This is a genomic window from Aeromonas sp. D3 (assembly GCF_027705025.1).
Lineage (GTDB): Bacteria > Pseudomonadota > Gammaproteobacteria > Enterobacterales > Aeromonadaceae > Aeromonas > Aeromonas salmonicida.
Genome location: NZ_JAPDBE010000046.1, coordinates 1 through 17,551, shown reverse-complemented (window position 1 = coordinate 17,551; position 17,551 = coordinate 1). Strand labels below are relative to the sequence as shown.

15 protein-coding genes and 1 pseudogene are annotated in these 17,551 nt (G+C 57.3%); 12 read left to right on the top strand and 4 right to left on the bottom strand.

Annotation, left to right across the window (positions count from 1 at the left end; genetic code table 11):
- Positions 1–70 precede the first annotated feature (70 nt).
- Genes OKC28_RS19875 through lolE form a run of 3 tightly spaced genes read left to right on the top strand, consistent with a single transcriptional unit; the run spans position 71 to position 3,301 of the window.
- Entirely contained in the window at positions 71–1,306 is a 1,236-nt protein-coding gene (locus OKC28_RS19875) for a lipoprotein-releasing ABC transporter permease subunit (RefSeq protein ID WP_021140375.1), read from the top strand.
- A 55-nt stretch (positions 1,307–1,361) separates the two neighbouring features.
- Positions 1,362–2,060 carry a lipoprotein-releasing ABC transporter ATP-binding protein LolD gene (gene lolD / locus OKC28_RS19870; protein ID WP_017411862.1) on the top strand — a complete coding sequence of 233 codons (699 nt, stop codon included), beginning with the start codon at positions 1,362–1,364 and terminating at the stop codon, positions 2,058–2,060.
- Positions 2,060–3,301 carry a lipoprotein-releasing ABC transporter permease subunit LolE gene (gene lolE / locus OKC28_RS19865; RefSeq protein WP_021140374.1) on the top strand — a complete coding sequence of 414 codons (1,242 nt, stop codon included), beginning with the start codon at positions 2,060–2,062 and terminating at the stop codon, positions 3,299–3,301. The genes lolD and lolE overlap by 1 nt, the downstream gene beginning before the upstream one ends.
- Before the next feature lie 86 nt (positions 3,302–3,387).
- Here the strand turns inward: lolE and yfbR are convergent, their stop codons facing one another.
- Both yfbR and OKC28_RS19855 read right to left on the bottom strand, forming a co-directional pair.
- Positions 3,388–3,978, bottom strand: a complete 591-nt coding sequence (gene yfbR, locus OKC28_RS19860; protein ID WP_005315363.1) for a 5'-deoxynucleotidase — start codon at positions 3,976–3,978, stop codon at positions 3,388–3,390.
- 90 nt (positions 3,979–4,068) lie between these two features.
- Positions 4,069–4,503: a YccF domain-containing protein gene (locus OKC28_RS19855; protein WP_011898663.1), complete on the bottom strand. Its 435-nt coding sequence runs from the start codon at positions 4,501–4,503 to the stop codon at positions 4,069–4,071.
- Between the two features lie 428 nt (positions 4,504–4,931).
- On the opposite strand from OKC28_RS19855, the gene tig reads away from it, so the two are divergent.
- From tig to ppiD, 6 genes are all read left to right on the top strand, one after another.
- Complete coding sequence (gene tig, locus OKC28_RS19850) at positions 4,932–6,242, top strand: trigger factor (RefSeq protein ID WP_021140373.1); 1,311 nt, start codon at positions 4,932–4,934, stop codon at positions 6,240–6,242.
- Between the two features lie 86 nt (positions 6,243–6,328).
- Positions 6,329–6,952 carry an ATP-dependent Clp endopeptidase proteolytic subunit ClpP gene (clpP, locus tag OKC28_RS19845; protein WP_005315368.1) on the top strand — a complete coding sequence of 208 codons (624 nt, stop codon included), beginning with the start codon at positions 6,329–6,331 and terminating at the stop codon, positions 6,950–6,952.
- 128 nt (positions 6,953–7,080) lie between these two features.
- Entirely contained in the window at positions 7,081–8,355 is a 1,275-nt protein-coding gene (gene clpX, locus OKC28_RS19840; protein WP_017411865.1) for an ATP-dependent protease ATP-binding subunit ClpX, read from the top strand.
- A gap of 141 nt (positions 8,356–8,496) precedes the next feature.
- Positions 8,497–10,851, top strand: a complete 2,355-nt coding sequence (gene lon / locus OKC28_RS19835; protein ID WP_021140372.1) for an endopeptidase La — start codon at positions 8,497–8,499, stop codon at positions 10,849–10,851.
- Positions 10,852–11,091: 240 nt separating this feature from the next.
- Positions 11,092–11,364, top strand: a complete 273-nt coding sequence (hupB, locus tag OKC28_RS19830; protein WP_005315375.1) for a nucleoid-associated protein HU-beta — start codon at positions 11,092–11,094, stop codon at positions 11,362–11,364.
- A 151-nt stretch (positions 11,365–11,515) separates the two neighbouring features.
- Positions 11,516–13,429, top strand: coding sequence for a peptidylprolyl isomerase (gene ppiD, locus OKC28_RS19825; protein WP_270690998.1), 1,914 nt, complete (start codon positions 11,516–11,518; stop codon positions 13,427–13,429).
- 272 nt (positions 13,430–13,701) lie between these two features.
- Here ppiD and OKC28_RS19820 read toward each other — a convergent pair whose 3' ends face one another.
- Entirely contained in the window at positions 13,702–15,294 is a 1,593-nt protein-coding gene (locus tag OKC28_RS19820) for an ABC-F family ATPase (protein ID WP_111587757.1), read from the bottom strand.
- Between the two features lie 63 nt (positions 15,295–15,357).
- The gene (locus OKC28_RS19815; protein WP_270690997.1) at positions 15,358–15,894 is read right to left on the bottom strand and encodes a tyrosine-type recombinase/integrase; all 537 of its coding nucleotides are present in this window, start codon (positions 15,892–15,894) and stop codon (positions 15,358–15,360) included.
- Positions 15,895–16,231: 337 nt separating this feature from the next.
- On the opposite strand from OKC28_RS19815, the pseudogene OKC28_RS19810 reads away from it, so the two are divergent.
- The 3 genes and pseudogenes from OKC28_RS19810 to OKC28_RS19800 all read left to right on the top strand — a co-directional run.
- Positions 16,232–16,372 (top strand): annotated as a pseudogene (locus OKC28_RS19810) (helix-turn-helix domain-containing protein); the annotation flags it as partial.
- Positions 16,373–16,757: 385 nt separating this feature from the next.
- A complete protein-coding gene (locus OKC28_RS19805; RefSeq protein WP_270691006.1) occupies positions 16,758–16,982 on the top strand; it encodes a hypothetical protein in 225 nt (74 codons plus the stop codon).
- Positions 16,960–17,139, top strand: coding sequence for a hypothetical protein (locus OKC28_RS19800; protein WP_238583148.1), 180 nt, complete (start codon positions 16,960–16,962; stop codon positions 17,137–17,139). The genes OKC28_RS19805 and OKC28_RS19800 overlap by 23 nt, the downstream gene beginning before the upstream one ends.
- Positions 17,140–17,551: the final 412 nt, after the last annotated feature.

Here is a 17,551-nt window from a genome sequence, read left to right as displayed (position 1 = left end):
TATCCCTTGTTGTCATAGACGGTTTCCCTTTATTATCCGGTATCTTATTTTGTTGGCAACGTAGAACTCCTTGAAGACTGGACTTTTTCAGCCGCTGTCGCTGGCCATTGGCCTTCGCTACGCAGGCTCACGACGCAGTAATCGCTTCGTTTCATTCATCTCCCTGTTCTCCACCTTTGGTATCGCCATCGGGGTCGCGGCCCTGATGGTGGTCATATCCGTGATGAACGGCTTCGAAGGGCAGCTCAAGGGCCGGATCCTGGGCGTGATCCCCCATGTGGTGGTGACCAACCAGACTGGCCGCATCGATGCCCATCCCGACGGTTTGCCCGACCTTGCCAAGCTGCCCCATGTGATTGCCAGCGCCCCCATGCTCGATAGCGAAGGGATGTTGCAGAGCCCGGGCCAGCTCATCGGTGTCAGCGTACAGGGGATAGACCCGGCCCAGTGGCCAAAGGATGACATACTGCACGCCCAGATGCAGATGGGTCGCCTCGACAGCCTGCAGCAGGGTGAATACCACATAGTGCTGGGGCAGGGGGTGGCCAGCCGTCTCAAGGTCTCCATGGGGGATCAGGTTCGTCTGCTTCTGACCGAGGGCACCCGTTTCACGCCCTTTGGTCGGGTCCCTGCCCAGCGCCTGTTTACCGTTTCCGGCATCTTCGGAGTCGGCGCCGACGTGGATAGCCAGGTTGCTCTGGTTGCGTTGGGGGATGCCCAGCGCCTGCTGCGCCTGCCGACAGAAACCGTCGGTGGCATTCGGCTCTGGCTGGACGATCCCTTCGCCGCCGATCAGGTGATAAAGACGGCATTGCCGGATGGACTGGAATGGCAGGACTGGCGCCGAGAGCGCGGTGAGCTGTTCCAGGCGGTCGCCATGGAGAAGCGCATGATGGGGCTGATGCTGGTGCTGATCATCGCGGTCGCCACCTTCAACATCCTCTCCGCCCTGGTGATGGTGGTCACCGACAAGGAGGGAGAGGTTGCCATACTGCGCACCATGGGCATGAACGAGTCGGGTATCGTCAAGATATTCATGGTGCTCGGCGCTTCCAGCGGTGTGATCGGCGCCCTGCTTGGCGGTCTGACCGGGCTCGCACTCTCGCTCGGACTCAACCCCCTGCTCGATGCGGTGGGGCTCAACCTCTATATGACGGCGGGCGGCAGCGGCCTGCCCGTGATAGTGGAGCCAACCCAGGTCATTACCATCCTGCTGGGCGCCGTGCTGCTCAGCTTCAGTGCCACCCTCTACCCTGCGGCCCGTGCGGCCCGGGTGAAACCGGCCGAGGCGCTGCGTTATGAATAACTCATCTTCTGTTGTTACCTCCGGTGAGATTACCGGCGTAAGTGGAGCTCCCTTTATGAATGAACCCTTGTCCAGTGAACCTCTGCTGCGTTGTCAGGCCCTGAATCATGTTTATCAAGAGGGTGAGCTGGAGACCCAGGTCCTCAAGGGGATTGATCTGAGTGTGGCCCCCGGCGAGATGCTGGCGGTGGTGGGCAGCTCGGGATCGGGCAAGACCACCTTGCTGCACCTGATGGGGGCGCTCGACAACCCGTCAAGCGGTGCCGTGCTGTTCAAGGGGCAGGATATCCACCACTGGGATAGCCGTACCCAGGCGAGATTCCGCAACCAGGAGCTGGGATTTGTCTATCAGTTCCACCACCTGCTCGCCGAGTTTACCGCGCTGGAGAACACCGCCATGCCGCTGCTCATCGCCGGTGAGTCGGTGGCTGTCGCCACCGACAAGGCGACTCGCATGCTGGGTCGGGTGGGGTTATCCCATCGGTTGAATCACCGTCCATCCGAGCTGTCCGGTGGCGAACGCCAGCGGGTGGCCATTGCCCGCGCCCTGGTCAACGAGCCCAGCCTGGTGCTGGCGGACGAGCCCACCGGAAACCTGGATCATGCCAGCGCCACTGCTGTTTACGAGCTGCTCTGTGAGCTCAATCGTGAGCTGGGCACTGCCTTTGTGGTAGTCACCCATGACCTGAGTCTGGCCGCCAAGCTCCATCGGCGGGTCACCCTGGTGAGCGGCATCATGGCGGAGGTCGCCTGATGTTCAAACCGCTGCCCCTTTTTCTGGGCCTGCGTTACAGCCGCTCCCGTCGTCGCAACGGCTTCATCGCCTTTATTTCCGCCTCGTCCCTCATCGGCATCGCCCTCGGAGTGATGGCCCTCATTCTGGGTCTCTCTGCCATGAACGGGTTTGAGCGGGAGCTGAAAGACAGGGTGCTCTCAGTGGTGCCTCACGGTGAGCTGATGGGGATGGAGGCGCCATTGCCTGACTGGCCCAAGTTGCGGGATTACCTGCTGGCCCAGCCAGGGGTGGAAGCTGCCGCGCCTGTGATCACCCTCAACGGTTTGCTTGAGCATGGCAATGCCCTCAAGGGCTTGCAGGTGCGTGCCGTGTTGCCGGAGCTCGAAGCGAATCTGTCCGATGCGGGCAAGTACATGACTGGCCGTGGTCTGCGTGAACTGCAGGTGGGCGAACATGGGCTTATTCTCGGCAAGACCATCGCCGACAAGCTGGGGGTCAAGATAGGTGACTCGGTTGCCCTCTTGCTGCCGCAAGGGGGGGATGCCGCCGGCATCAAGAACCCGAAGCGGGAATCCCTCAAGGTAGTGGGCCTGCTTGAGATCGGCGGTCAGCTCGATGGCATGCTCGGCTTCATGCACCTGGCCGATGCCCAGACCATGACCGGCATGGGCAATACGGTGGAAGGGTTCAGCCTCAAGGTCAGCGATGTGCTCAAGGCACAATCCATCACGGTCGCGGCTGCCCAGAAATTTCCGCATTACGTCTACATCAGCAGCTGGATGAGCCGGCAGGGCTACCTCTATCAGGACATACAGATGGTGCGTACCGTCATGTATGTGGTGATGCTGATGGTGGTGGCGGTGGCCTGCTTCAACATCGTCTCCACCCTGGTGATGGCGGTGAACGAGAAGCGCAGCGAGATTGCCATCTTGAAGACCATGGGGGCGAGCCCCGGTCAGATCCGGCTTACCTTTGTCATTCAGGGCATGGTGAACGGGGTGCTCGGCGCCTTGCTCGGGGCCCTGCTCGGCGGCCTGCTCTCCAGCAAGCTGACCCAGATCCTGAGCTTTATCGAAGGGGTGATAGGCCATCGCTTCCTCAACCCCGACATCTACTTCATCGACTTCCTGCCGACCGAATTGCACATGCAGGATCTGGCTATCGTGACTGGCGCAGCCATACTGATGAGCCTGCTGGCGACGCTTTACCCCGCCTGGCGGGCGAGCGGTCTGGTGCCATCGCGGGAGTTGGGGCACTGATGCGCGGTATCTGATCTGCCGATAAATAACGAAGGGCCCGCCGGTGCAAACCGGCGGGCCCTTCTGTTTTCAGGTGGTTTGGGCTGCTAGTGTGCGTTCAGCTCATCGAGCGGCAGGGAGAAGCTTGCCACGAAGACATCGATGAAGTAATGCATCTGCGGGCTCATGCGCGCTTCCAGCATGGCTTCGAGGCGTTTCCTGGCCGGTTCGAACTCCCGGTTGCCGGCGTTTATCTCCTCCAGACACTTGGTGTAGGCGCAGAGGGTATCGGCGTCTTTCACCAGACGAACCAGCCCGGCGTCCTGGGCTCCCGAGTCCAGCAGAGGGCGAAAATCCTCCACCAGTTCGGCCGGTAGCATCCCCAGCAGGCGCTGCTCGGCGGCCAGCTCTATCTTCTTGTACTCCCTCGCAATTTCGGGATTGAAATACTTGACCGGTGTGGGCAGATCGCCGGTCAGCACCTCGCTGCTGTCGTGGTAGAGCGCCATCACGGCGGCGCGATCCGCATCGACCTGGCCACCAAAAAGACGATTCTGGATAAGCCCCAGGGCGTGGGCCACCATGGCGACCTGCAGACTGTGCTCGGCGATGTTTTCAGGTTGTATGTTGCGCATGAGCGGCCAGCGGTAAATGAGTTTCATGCGGGCGAGATTGGCAAAAAAATGGCTGGGGAGCATGGAGGGCCTCGGGCAGTGGCAATGAAAAAGGGCAGACCCTAGTCTGCCCTTTTTTGACGTCTCAGGCATAGCCTGGCGGTGCATTCTTGTTTAGCGGATATAGCGACCGGATTCGGCTTCGTGGTTGGTCACCACCATCTGACCTATGGGGGCCAGGGCGATCAGGGCCAGCTTGAGGTGCTGGATGCCAAACGGAATGCCTATGATGGTCACGAAGCAGGCCAGCGCCGAGGCAATGTGGCCGATCGCCAGCCAGATCCCGATCACCAGGAACCAGAGGATGTTGCCAATCAGCCCCAGAGTACCGGTACCGATGTCGCTTTGCCCAGTCATGCTCTTGCGGCTCACCGCCTGCTTGCCAAACGGGAAGAAGGTAAAGGTGCCGATGACGAAGCAGGCGCGACCCCAGGGGATCCCGATCAGCGAGACAAAGCAGAGCAGCCCGGCCAGCCACCAGGCCAGCCCCATGAAGACGCCCCCCAGTACAAACCAGAGCAGGTTAAACAAGAAGCGGAAAAAGGCCATGTTGGTCACTCCAGACTCATAAATTTGGCTGTCACCATAGCGAGCAGCGGCCATAGACGCAATGGTTGATGTGACAGGGTGGACAATTTGGGTCGCAACCCCTGAACAGGCTGCCTTTTTGGCAGGAAATGAGGTGAAAAAGTAGGCCTTTGCGCGAAAAAAGGTGAGCAAGTGCAAATTCTTGCGTGTTGTGCGCTTGAAGTCTGCTCGGGAGTTCCCCATATAAGGGTCAGTTTTGCGCGAATTGTGCTATCGCCACCCCCGTTGGGGGATGTGTGGCTCGACTCGACCAAAGTGCGCCGCTATAATGTCGCGTCATATTTTCTCATCACAAAGACAGTCGTTGTCTTTATAAACAGGAAGACTCCGGGCTTTGCCCAGGGGCAATAAGGGTCAGCACACAGTGCTGAGTTGAACGAGGTAAAAGAATGCAAGTTTCTGTAGAGACAACCCAGGGTCTGGAACGCCGTCTTACCATCACTGTACCGGCTGCTACCGTTGACGCTGCCGTGCGTAAAGAATTGAACGGCCTGGCCAAAACCCGTCGTATCGACGGTTTCCGTCCTGGCAAGGCCCCGGTTGCCATCATCAAGAAGATGTTCGGCGCCATGGCTCATGCTCGCGTTGCTGATGAAATGATGCAGAACAACTTCATCAAGGCCATCATCGAAAACAAACTGAGCCCGGCCGGTGCCCCGACCATGGATCCGAAAGAGATCCAGGAAGGTCAGGATTTCGAATTCACCGCGACCTTTGAAGTTTATCCCGAGTTTGAAGTGGCTGGCCTGGAGACCATCAAGGTCGAGAAGCCGGTTGCGACCGTCAAGGATGAAGATCTGGCCAACATGATCGACACCCTGCGCAAGCAGCACGCCACCTGGGCTGATGTCGATGCCGCCGCTGCCGATGGCATGCGTGTGACCATGGACTTCATCGGTTCCATCGACGGTGAAGAGTTCGACGGCGGCAAAGCTGAAGGCTTCAACTTGGTACTGGGTGCCGGTCGCATGATCCCTGGCTTCGAAGACGCCATCATGGGCAAGAAAGCGGGCGACGAGTTCACTATCGAAGTGACTTTCCCTGCTGACTACCACGCTGAAAACCTGAAAGGCAAAGCGGCCAAGTTCGCTTCCAAGCTTAACAAGGTTGAAGAGCAGATCCTGCCTGAGCTGACTGAAGAGTTCGTCAAGCGTTTCGGTATCGAGAGCGGCAACGTTGAAGAGCTGAAAGCCGAAGTGCGCAAGAACATGGAGCGCGAACTGGCCCAAGCCCTGAAAAACAGCGTGAAAGAGCAGGTTCTGAATGGTCTGGTTGAAGCCAACCAGATCGATCTGCCGAAGGCTGCCGTTGCTCAGGAGATCGATACCCTGCGTCAACAGGCTCTGCAGCGTTTTGGCGGTTTCCAGGGCGGCAACGCACCTGAGCTGCCGGCTGAGCTGTTCCAGGCTCAGGCCGAGCGTCGCGTACGCGTAGGTCTGCTGCTGGGCGACGTGATCCGTACCAACGAGATCAAGGCTGACGATGCCCGCGTGACCAGCATCATCGAGTCCATGGCCACTGCCTACGAAGATCCGAAGGAAGTGATCGAGTACTACCAGAAGAATGAGCAAATGCTGAATGGCGTGCGCAATCTGGCGGTTGAAGATCAAGCCATCGACCTGATCCTGTCCAAAGCGCAAGTGACCGAGAAAGAAGTTGCCTTTGACGAAGTGATCAACAAGTCCGGTGCCGCTGCCTAAGAACATTTGACTTAAGGTCAAGACTGTTAAGTATAATGGCTCGTGTGATCTCCACTCGGGCCATTTTATTTTAGGGACAATGCCTTATGTACAAGAACTATAACGATGTGACTGAATCCCCACGCAATGCGCTCATCCCCATGGTGGTAGAGCAGACTGCAAAAGGGGAGCGTTCCTACGACATTTATTCTCGTCTGTTAAAGGAGCGGGTGATCTTCCTGACTGGTCAGGTTGAAGATCATATGGCAAATCTGGTTGTAGCCCAGCTGCTGTTTCTGGAGTCCGAGAATCCGGATCAGGACATCAGCATCTACATCAACTCTCCGGGTGGTGCCGTCACGGCCGGCATGTCCATTTATGACACCATGCAGTTCATCAAGCCAGATGTGAGTACCGTCTGTATGGGGCAGGCCTGCTCCATGGGTGCCTTCCTGCTGGCCGGTGGTGCCAAGGGCAAGCGTTTCTGCCTGCCCAGTGCCCGCGTGATGATCCATCAGCCGTTGGGCGGTTTCCAGGGACAGGCATCTGATATCCAGATCCATGCCCAGGAGATCCTGAAAATCAAGAATACCCTGAACGAGCGTCTGGCCTTCCATACCGGTCAGGAGATGGCCACCATAGAGCGTGATACCGACCGTGACAACTTCATGTCGGCCGATCAAGCCGTGGCTTATGGCCTGGTTGACGGTATCCTGAGCCAGCGCGGCTGAGCTCCGGTATCGTCCTGGACATGGCCTGAGTGACTGTGTCCTGAACTAGCGTGCTTGAGCAGGGTGTCGCGGACTGTTGTAAACTCAACGGGACGACCCATCCTCTATTGATAAAACGAGGTTGCTGAATGACAGAAAAACGCAAGGGTGAGGGTGATAAGCTGCTCTACTGCTCTTTTTGCGGCAAAAGCCAGCATGAAGTGCGCAAGCTGATCGCTGGCCCTTCCGTCTACATATGTGATGAGTGTGTCGAGCTGTGCAACGACATCATCCGCGAAGAGATCCGCGAGATCTCTCCCAAGCGCGATGGTAGCGAGCTGCCGACCCCTCATGAAATCCGTGCTCACCTGGATGACTATGTGATCGGGCAGGAATATGCCAAGAAGGTGTTGGCCGTGGCCGTCTACAACCACTACAAGCGTCTGCGTAACAGCAGCGAAGCCGGTGGTGTGGAGCTGGGCAAGTCCAACATTCTGTTGATTGGCCCGACCGGTAGCGGCAAGACGCTGCTGGCCGAAACACTTGCTCGTCTGCTGGATGTGCCGTTCACCATGGCCGACGCCACCACACTGACCGAAGCCGGTTATGTGGGTGAAGACGTGGAGAACATCATCCAGAAGCTGTTGCAAAAGTGTGACTACGACGTAGAGAAGGCCCAGCGCGGCATCGTCTACATCGACGAGATCGACAAGATCTCCCGCAAGTCAGACAACCCCTCCATTACCCGCGACGTGTCCGGGGAAGGGGTGCAGCAGGCCCTGCTCAAGCTGATCGAAGGCACAATTGCTTCCGTGCCGCCGCAAGGTGGTCGCAAGCACCCGCAGCAGGAGTTCTTGCAGGTCGATACCTCCAAGATCCTCTTCATCTGTGGCGGCGCCTTTGCCGGTCTGGACAAGGTCATTGAGCAGCGCTCCGTCAAGGGCACCGGCATAGGGTTTGGCGCTGACGTCAAATCCAAGAATGCCAGAGCGACCTTGAGCGAGAACTTTGCCAAGGTGGAGCCGGAAGATTTGATCAAATATGGTCTCATCCCCGAGTTCATCGGCCGTTTGCCTGTGGTCGCGACCTTGACCGAGCTGGACGAGGCTGCCCTCATCCAGATCCTGAAAGAGCCGAAAAATGCGCTGACCAAGCAATATGCCGCCTTGTTCGATCTTGAAGGGGTGGAGCTGGAGTTCCGTGACGACGCCTTGAACGCCATTGCGCACAAGGCGATGGAGCGGAAAACCGGTGCCCGTGGTCTGAGATCCATAGTCGAAGCCGTGTTGCTCGATACCATGTATGACCTGCCATCCCTGGAGGGTGTCAGCAAGGTGGTGATCGACGAGACGGTGATCAAAGGGGACTCCGCGCCCTTGATGATCTACGAAAATCCCGAGACCCAGGCTGCGGTATCAGAGTAACAGTCTGATTTTTAATCAAATGAAAGGGGCTTTTTGCCCCTTTCATGCTTTTTACCGATTCGGCGATTGAATCTCATCTCTGCGCCCCCATATACTCAGCCAAGCGCTTTGCCAACGGTATAACAAGCCGAGAGGACATATATGAACCTAGAGCGTTCAGAACGCATCGAGATTCCCGTCCTGCCTCTTCGTGACGTGGTGGTTTACCCCCACATGGTCATTCCACTCTTTGTGGGGCGGGAAAAATCCATTCGCTGTCTGGAAGCGGCCATGGAGCAGGACAAAAAAGTTCTGCTGGTGGCCCAGAAGGATGCGTCAACCGATGAGCCGACGGTGGAGGAGATTTTCTCCGTCGGGACAGTGGCCAATATTCTACAGATGCTCAAGCTGCCGGATGGCACCGTCAAGGTGCTGGTGGAAGGGGGCCAGCGTGCCCGTCTTGAGCGGATAATCGATGACAAGGACTTCTTCGTCGGTGAGGCGCAGTACATCGCGTCCACCGCCATCGAGGAGAAGGACCAGGACGTGCTGGTGCGCTCCGCCATCGGTCAGTTTGAAGGCTATATCAAGCTCAACAAGAAGATCCCGCCCGAGGTATTGACCTCGATTTCGGCGATCGATGATGCTGCTCGCCTGGCCGATACCATGGCCGCGCACATGCCGCTCAAGCTCGAAGACAAGCAGAAGGTGCTGGAAATCGCCTCTGTGTCCGAGCGCATCGAGTTTCTGATGGCCATGATGGAGTCGGAGATTGACCTGCTGCAGGTCGAGAAACGCATCCGTACCCGGGTCAAGAAGCAGATGGAGAAGAGCCAGCGGGAGTACTATCTCAACGAGCAGATGAAGGCCATTCAGAAAGAGCTGGGTGAGCTGGAAGACAGCCCGGATGAATTTGAAGCCCTCAATCGCAAGATTGAAGAGGCGGGCATGCCGGAAGATGCCCGTGAAAAGGCCCATGCCGAGCTCGCCAAGCTGAAGATGATGTCTCCCATGTCTGCCGAAGCCACAGTCGTGCGCAGCTATGTGGACTGGATGGTGCAGGTGCCTTGGAAGGCGCGCTCCAAGGTCAAGAAAGACCTTGGCAAGGCGCAGGAGGTGCTGGATTCGGATCACTTTGGTCTGGAGAAGGTCAAGGAGCGCATCCTCGAGTATCTGGCGGTACAGGCGCGGGTTAACAAGCTTAAAGGTCCGATCCTCTGTCTGGTTGGGCCTCCCGGTGTGGGCAAGACCTCGCTGGGTCAGTCCATCGCCAAGGCAACCGGTCGCAAGTATGTGCGTATGGCCTTGGGTGGCGTGCGTGACGAAGCGGAGATCCGTGGTCACCGTCGTACCTATATCGGTTCCATGCCCGGCAAGCTCATCCAGAAGATGGCGAAGGTGGGAGTGAAAAACCCGCTGTTCCTGCTCGATGAAATCGACAAGATGAGCTCGGACATGCGTGGCGATCCCGCTTCCGCCTTGCTGGAAGTGCTGGATCCCGAGCAGAACAACAGCTTCAACGATCACTATCTGGAAGTGGATTATGACCTGTCGGACGTCATGTTCGTGGCCACCTCCAACTCCATGAACATCCCGGGTCCGCTGCTGGACCGGATGGAAGTGATCCGCCTCTCCGGTTACACCGAAGATGAGAAGCTCAATATTGCCAAGCAGCATCTGGTCTCCAAGCAGATCCAGCGCAACGGCCTGAAAGAGTCCGAGATCACCATCGAAGATTCTGCCCTGGTCGGGGTGATACGCTACTACACCCGCGAGGCGGGGGTGCGGAATCTGGAGCGGGAGATCTCCAAGATTTGTCGCAAGGCGGTCAAGCGCATCCTGCTGGACAAGAGCATCAAGCATGTTCAGGTCAATCAGGCCAACCTCAAGGAGTTCCTCGGGGTGCAGCGTTTCGACTACGGCAAGGCCACCGACCAGAACCAGGTCGGTCAGGTATGTGGTTTGGCGTGGACCGAAGTGGGCGGCGATCTGCTCACCATCGAAACCACCAACATGCCGGGCAAGGGCAAGCTCACCTACACCGGTTCACTCGGTGATGTGATGCAGGAGTCCATTCAAGCTGCCATGACGGTAGTACGGGCCCGAGCCGACAAGCTGCGCATCAATGCCGACTTCTACGAGAAGCGCGATATCCATGTGCACGTGCCGGAAGGGGCGACCCCGAAAGACGGTCCGAGTGCCGGTATCGCCATGTGTACCGCCCTGGTCTCCAGCTTGACCGGTAATCCGGTTCGTGCTGATGTGGCCATGACGGGGGAAATCACCTTGCGCGGCGAAGTGTTGCCCATCGGCGGTCTCAAAGAGAAGCTGCTGGCGGCTCATCGTGGTGGCATCAAGCGTGTGCTTATCCCGAAAGAGAACGAACGAGACCTCGAAGAGATCCCGGACAACGTCAAACAAGACCTTGAAATTTATCCGGTTCGCTGGATTGATGAAGTGCTGGAACTGGCGTTGCAGGACAATCCGCAAGGGTTTGAGCGCGTTTCTGTCGTGTAAATGTTGATGCGCCGCAAATTTGGCGCATTCGGGGGGTGGTTAAGGCTTGCATGCGCCGGGTAACGGAAGTAGCCTTGACCACCGATCGGGTACTCATGATGAGTCGCAATGCGTGATGTGGCGCGGGTTTGCGCTAGATTGTCACTTGCAACTGATCAGGAGGCTTGCTATAAAACCTCCACTTGTTGTGGCCAGGGAAATCAGCGCCGCAGCGATGTTCGATAAAAGGGGAATATAAGAGTGAATAAATCTCAACTGATTGACAAGATTGCAGACGGTGCTGATATCTCCAAAGCCGCTGCTGGCCGTGCGCTGGACGCTTTCATTGATGCCGTGGGTGAAGCCCTGAAAGAGGGTGACCAGGTTGCTCTGGTGGGTTTCGGTACTTTCGCCGTGCGCGAGCGTGCTGCCCGTTCTGGTCGTAACCCGCAAACTGGCGCGACCATCGAAATCGCAGCTGGTAAAGTTCCTGCTTTCAAAGCCGGCAAGGCCCTGAAAGACGCTGTCAACTAAGCCGGGCGCTGATATTACATCGGCCACCGTCCTTGGTCACAGACCAGACAAGTGAGAGGGCTCTCCCTCATACTGATTGACCAAGGCGCATCGCAATCGGTGCGCCTTTTCATTATTTACGCCCATCGAGTTCGGGAGCATAAGTACAAACATGATGTTGGATAAACTACGCGAAGGGGCGCAGGGCAAGGTAGCCAAGGTTATCTTGGGCCTGATCATCCTCTCCTTTGCCTTGGCCGGTGTAGGCAGTTACCTCAATGGCCCGGCACGTACCGCCCCCGCTACCGTCAACGGCAATGACATCAGCTCCGCTGCGCTGGAAAATGCCTATCGCAACGAGCGGGCCCGCATGGAATCCCAAATGGGGGAATCTTTCAGCCAGTTGGCCGCCAACCCTGACTACATGAAGCAGTTCCGCCGCGGTGTGCTGGACAGGCTGATCGATCAGGCCCTGTTCGACAGCAAGGCCCGTGAACTGGGTCTGCGGGTCAGTGACGAGCAGATCAAACAGGCCATCATCGCCATGCCGGAGTTTGCCGAAGATGGCAAATTCAACAATGACCGCTACCTGCAGCTCATTCGTCGTGCCGGCATGACACCGGAGATGTTCCGTGACTCACTGCGCCAGGACATGGTGCGTCAGCAGCTGATGGGCGCCCTGCTCGGCACCGAGTTCGCGCTCAAGGGTGAAGCGGAGCAACTCGACAAGCTCTACAACCAGACCCGTGATCTGCGTCTGGTGCGTCTTGCTGCCGCCGCTTATCTGGGCGATGTCCAGGTTTCCGATCAGGAAGTGGAGCAGTACTACAAGACCAACAGCGCGCGTTTCATGAACGACGAGAAGGTGAAGGTCGACTATCTGCTGCTGGATGCGGCCAACCTCGGCAAAGATATCAAGGTCACCGAGCAGGATGCCAAGGATTACTACGATCAGCACCAGGACCTGTTCCAGCGTGCCGAGCGTCGTCATGTAGCGCATATCCTGATCCCGTTTGGCAAGGATGAGAAGGCGGCCGAGAAGCTGGCTGGCGAACTCCTGATCAAGGCCAAGGGCGGCGATGATTTTGCTGCGCTGGCCAAGGCCAACTCCTCCGATACTTTCTCCGCCAAGAAGGGCGGCGAGCTGGACTGGTTCGAGAAAGGGGTGATGGATCCGGCCTTCGAGCAGGCCGCCTTTGCCCTGAACAAGGCAGGGGATCTCTCCAACCTGGTGAAGAGCCCGTTCGGTTTCCACGTCATCAAGTTGCTGGGTGTTGAAGCGGCTCAGACCAAACCGTTTGTGGATGTCATGGGTGAAACCATCCGACGTCTGCAGGCTGACAAGGCCAAGGAGCTGTTCTTTGCCGAGCAGCAGAAAATGGCTGACAGCAGCTTCGAGAACCCGGACTCGCTGGATCTGACCGCCGATACCATGGGCCTCAAGATGCAGTCCGTGGACTTCTTCAGTCAGGCGGATGCACCGGCACCCCTCAATGATCCCAAGGTACTCTCGGTGGCGTTCTCCGAACAGCTGCGCGATGACAACACCAACTCTGATGTGATCGAACTGGCTGATGGCAAGGCGCTGGTCCTGCACATCACAGGTTATCAACCGAAAGCGGCCAAACCGCTGGCGGAGATCAAGGAGCAGGTGATCGCGGCCATCAAGCATGACAAGGCCAGTGAAGTGGCTCGTGGCAAGGCGCAGGGCCTGCTGGACAAGCTGAAGGCCGGTGAGAACATTCAGGCCGATCTGACTGCGCTGGGCTTGAAGATGGAGACCCACAAAGGGGTTGCCCGCTTCGCTCAGGACATGGATCAGAACCTGGTTGCCCAGGTGTTCCGCATGCCTCATCCGAAGGATGGCAAGCCGAGTGTCGAGCTGGTCGCCGAAGCCAATGGTGATCGCGTGGTGGTCGCATTGGACAAGGTGGTGGTAGCCAAGGAGCCGTCCCAGATGGTCAGCCTGCTGCAAGGCCAGCTTGGCCAGGGCAAGGCCCAGGTGAGCTACAAGTCCCTGATCGATGAGCTGCGCAAAGCCGCCAAGATCGAGTACTTCACCGATGTGGAAGCCACAGTCGAATAAACCCGACCGGTTGCAACCCATTGAAAACGGCCCCGTCATGGGGCCGTTTTTTTATCTGCGAAGTGAGGTTGAGGTCGCTATGCTGGCTGCGTGACCTGCGTGACCTGCGTGACCTGCGTGACCTGCGTGACCTGCGTGATACGTTATGCGCAGCGTAGAAATGCGGATATGTGTTGGTTGCCCGCAGGGGACGGATCAGAGTGCGGCGGCCATAAAAAAACCGGCAATCGCTTGCCGGTTTTTTTTATTCAAGCGCCCTGGCAGGCGAGGGGTTACACCACGCCCTGAGTGCGCAGGTACTCCTCGTAGGTGCCGCCGAAGTCACGGATGCCGTTCTCGCTCAGTTCCAGGATGCGGGTCGCCAATGAGGAGACGAACTCGCGGTCGTGGGAGACGAAGATCAGGGTGCCCTGATACATTTCCAGCGCCATGTTCAAGGATTCGATAGATTCCATGTCCAGGTGGTTGGTCGGTTCATCCATGATGAGGATGTTGGGGCGTTGCATCATCAGCTTGCCGAACAGCATGCGACCCTGTTCACCACCGGAGAGCACCTTGACTGGCTTCTTGATGTCATCTTGAGTGAACAGCAGACGACCGAGAATGGAGCGTACCGCCTGCTCATCTTCATTCTCCTGTTTCCACTGTGCCATCCAGTCGAACACATTGAGGTCGGTGTCGAAGTCTTCGGCATGATCCTGAGCGTAGTAACCGATCTGGGCATTCTCGGACCATTTGATGGTACCGGTGTCCGGGGTCAGATCGCCAACGAGGGTCTTGATCAGGGTGGATTTACCGATGCCGTTGGTACCCAGAATGGCGACCTTCTCGCCCACTTCCAGCATCATGCCCAGATCCTTGAACAGGGGCGCATCGCCATAGCCTTTGGCAACGTTTTCCATTTCCAGGATGTTGCGGTAGAGCTTCTTCTCCTGCTCGAAGCGGATGAAGGGGTTCTGACGGCTGGACACCTTCACTTCCTCAATCTTGATCTTGTCGATCTGCTTGAGGCGAGAGGTGGCCTGGCTGGATTTGGAGGCGTTGGCGCTGAAACGGGAGACGAAGGATTGCAGATCGGCGATCTGGGCCTTCTTCTTGGCGTTGTCGGAGAGCAGACGCTCGCGGGCCTGGGTGGCGGCCGTCATGTACTCGTCGTAGTTGCCCGGGTAGACGCGCAGCTCGCCGTAGTCCAGATCCGCCATGTGGGTGCAGACAGAGTTCAGGAAGTGACGATCGTGAGAGATGATGATCATGGTGCTTTCACGTTCGTTCAGCACCTGCTCCAGCCAGCGGATGGTATTGATGTCCAGGTTGTTGGTCGGTTCGTCCAGCAACAGGATGTCGGGGTTGGAGAAGAGGGCCTGGGCCAGCAGCACCCGCAGTTTCCAGCCTGGTGCCACTTCGCTCATGGGACCGTTGTGTTGTTCGATGGGGATACCTGCGCCCAGCAGCAGTTCGCCTGCACGGGATTCAGCGGTATAGCCATCGTACTCGGCAACCATGCCTTCCAGCTCGGCGGCCTTCATGTAGTCGTCGTCGGTGGCGTCCAGGTTGGCGTAGATGGCATCGCGCTCGGCGATGGCGGCCCACAATTCGCCGTGACCCATCATGACCACGTCCAGTACGCGCATCTCTTCGTAGGCGAACTGGTCCTGGCGCAGCTTACCGATACGCTCGTTGACGTCCAGGCTCACATTACCGCCGCTCGGCTCAAGGTCGCCGCCGAGGATCTTCATAAAGGTGGACTTGCCACAGCCGTTGGCGCCAATGAGGCCATAGCGGTTGCCGCCGCCAAACTTGACGTTGATGTTCTCAAACAGCGGCTTGGCGCCGAATTGCATGGTGATGTTATTGCTGCTTAACATAGGTTTTTAAATAATTCCTTAATTATCAATGCATTAGTGCATTGGATTAAAAATCCGGGGGCGCTATTGGGGCAAACGCCCATTCTTTTGCATAGCACCCCAGATCAAGTCGGCCTCACTGCGGCTGGCGGATTCGATCCATTTTCCATAGACCTCTTGCAACATCCTTGTGGAGTTGTGGCCCATTTGTTCAGCTATGAACGCAAGATTTCCGTGAGCAGTAATGTTCCAACTGGCAAAGGTATGCCTGAGTTGGTAGGCACGGCGATATCGAACCCCAGACTTTTTGATTGCTGCTTGCCATGGTGCAACCAGGAACACACCTGAGTAAAAAGGCGGTCTGTCCGGTACAACTTTGGTTGGTCGGAAGACTGGGCGCAATGTTTGGCGCACGATCATGCCACCTGGTAGGTGCATGTCAATCTTTGCGTCTGAAAGTGATCCAGTTATCTTAAATTGTTCCTGTAATGCTGCCATAGCCGGTGGCATCAGATGCACAATCCGAGTGCGATTCGTCTTTGGCAGTTTGAACTGCATCTTCTGCTGTGTGATGCTGCGCCGAATGTGCAGTTCCCGTCTCTCCATATCGACATCCCCCAACTGAGGGCTCGTAACTCGCCAGGGCGGATCCCGGTATAGGCCAATACCAACAATATGTTCTTGAATTGCTTATTGGAGGTTACTTCCAGCAGCTTTTGAAACTCCCAGTGTTCAAAAGGGTCTGCGCTCTTTCCTGTACTTAATTTTGCCGCATGGACGCGGACATCAAACTCCCTTTCGATAAGCTCATTTCTGGCAGCCCAGTGCAGTAAGTTCCCCACATGTGCTAGGTAGGTCTTTACGGATCTTGATTTGCAGTCGCTGAGCTGCAATCTGGTACTGACGACCGCACATTTGAGTGCCCAGCTTGCGAGTATACCGAGCAGGAGATGGCAGCATGAGCATGCTACTGATGGCCAAGGCCATGAGCATCAAAGTGGGGAACCCATTGAGAAAGCCCGTTCTGATCAAGTTGGCGGACAACGCCAGCGATACCGGTGAGTGCTGGCCTTCTCATCAGCATATTGCCGATCAGTGTGAGATATCCAGGCGTTCAGTGATTACCCATATTGAAGCGCTTTGTGAGACTGGGTTACTGCAAAAGAGCTCTCGAATTGGGCATGCAGGTAAGCGTTCCAACGTCTATATCCTGACACTTGATAGTGCAGGAGCCGCACATTCAAATGTGCAGGAGATTCACATGGTATGTGCAGCAGATGCACAGACCCCTAGTGCAGGAGCTGCACATAGAATCAGTCACTCTTTAGAACCAGTCATTGATCCAAAGATCCCCCCTGGGGGAAAAACGCCCCGCAAGCGAAACTCCACGACGAGGTACCCGTTTGCCGAACGACTGGGTGCTTCCAGGCGAGTGGGGGAGGTGGGCTATCCAGGAGACAGGGCTCCCCAGGGAGCGGATCTTGATGGAGGCGGCCACGTTCGCGGATTACTGGCAGGCGCTGCCCGGCGCCAAGGCCGTCAAGCAGGACTGGGAGAAGACCTGGCGCAACTGGATTCGCCGGGCTGCCAGCTCGTTTCGCACTGCTGCACAGCGGAAACCCCTGGCCAACATCCAGGCGGCCCAGCAGGCCGCACAAGCTTTTAGAGAGTCGGGGAGGGGTGACTATGACGACAGCACTCCGCTCTAACCAGACAACCGCCCTGAGCGCGTCGGGGGACGCGCTGCAGGTCAGTGCTCGCATGTCGGTATTCCTGGCCGAGGAGCTGCTGCCGCTGATGGCAGGGCTATGGCCAGCCAGTGCCAACCAGCTGGACGGCAATGCCCGTGGCGTGGCGCTGGCCTAGGGAAGTTTACTCAGGGGCTTCAATGCGCAGCAGATCCGCGAGGCGATGCTGCATCTTGGAGAGGATGCCGATCGGCAGTATGCGCCGCAGCCGGCTGAGGTGAGGGCTGCTATCCTGCGGAATCATCTAGTCCCCCGTAGCGCGCCTGTTGGCCGACAGGTATCTCTGCGAGTATGTGAGATGGAGGCGGAGGTGAGAGTTTACCTACGGAATCGCAGTGTGCCAGCAGAGGAGGTTGTTGCTGAACTGCAGAGGGTGTTGGCTGAGAAGGTGAGGCAAGGGGTAGCGGTGATTGGGAAAACAATATGAGGGGGCAGGGAGGAGACCCTGCACAGCCTAGGGAAGGTGCGAATAAGCGGGGAAATTCTTCTCGGCTGACTCAGTCATTTCATTTCTTCATGTTTGAGCCGAT

Excerpts from the sequence above, each read along its gene's own strand:
- lolD (WP_017411862.1), top strand. The coding sequence starts at position 1,362 with ATGAATGAACCCTTGTCCAGTGAACCTCTGCTGCGTTGTCAGGCCCTG.
- lolE (WP_021140374.1), top strand. The coding sequence starts at position 2,060 with ATGTTCAAACCGCTGCCCCTTTTTCTGGGCCTGCGTTACAGCCGCTCC.
- yfbR (WP_005315363.1), bottom strand. The coding sequence starts at position 3,978 with ATGCTCCCCAGCCATTTTTTTGCCAATCTCGCCCGCATGAAACTCATT.
- OKC28_RS19855 (WP_011898663.1), bottom strand. The coding sequence starts at position 4,503 with ATGGCCTTTTTCCGCTTCTTGTTTAACCTGCTCTGGTTTGTACTGGGG.
- tig (WP_021140373.1), top strand. The coding sequence starts at position 4,932 with ATGCAAGTTTCTGTAGAGACAACCCAGGGTCTGGAACGCCGTCTTACC.
- clpP (WP_005315368.1), top strand. The coding sequence starts at position 6,329 with ATGTACAAGAACTATAACGATGTGACTGAATCCCCACGCAATGCGCTC.
- clpX (WP_017411865.1), top strand. The coding sequence starts at position 7,081 with ATGACAGAAAAACGCAAGGGTGAGGGTGATAAGCTGCTCTACTGCTCT.
- lon (WP_021140372.1), top strand. The coding sequence starts at position 8,497 with ATGAACCTAGAGCGTTCAGAACGCATCGAGATTCCCGTCCTGCCTCTT.
- ppiD (WP_270690998.1), top strand. The coding sequence starts at position 11,516 with ATGATGTTGGATAAACTACGCGAAGGGGCGCAGGGCAAGGTAGCCAAG.
- OKC28_RS19820 (WP_111587757.1), bottom strand. The coding sequence starts at position 15,294 with ATGTTAAGCAGCAATAACATCACCATGCAATTCGGCGCCAAGCCGCTG.
- OKC28_RS19805 (WP_270691006.1), top strand. The coding sequence starts at position 16,758 with ATGGAGGCGGCCACGTTCGCGGATTACTGGCAGGCGCTGCCCGGCGCC.
- OKC28_RS19800 (WP_238583148.1), top strand. The coding sequence starts at position 16,960 with ATGACGACAGCACTCCGCTCTAACCAGACAACCGCCCTGAGCGCGTCG.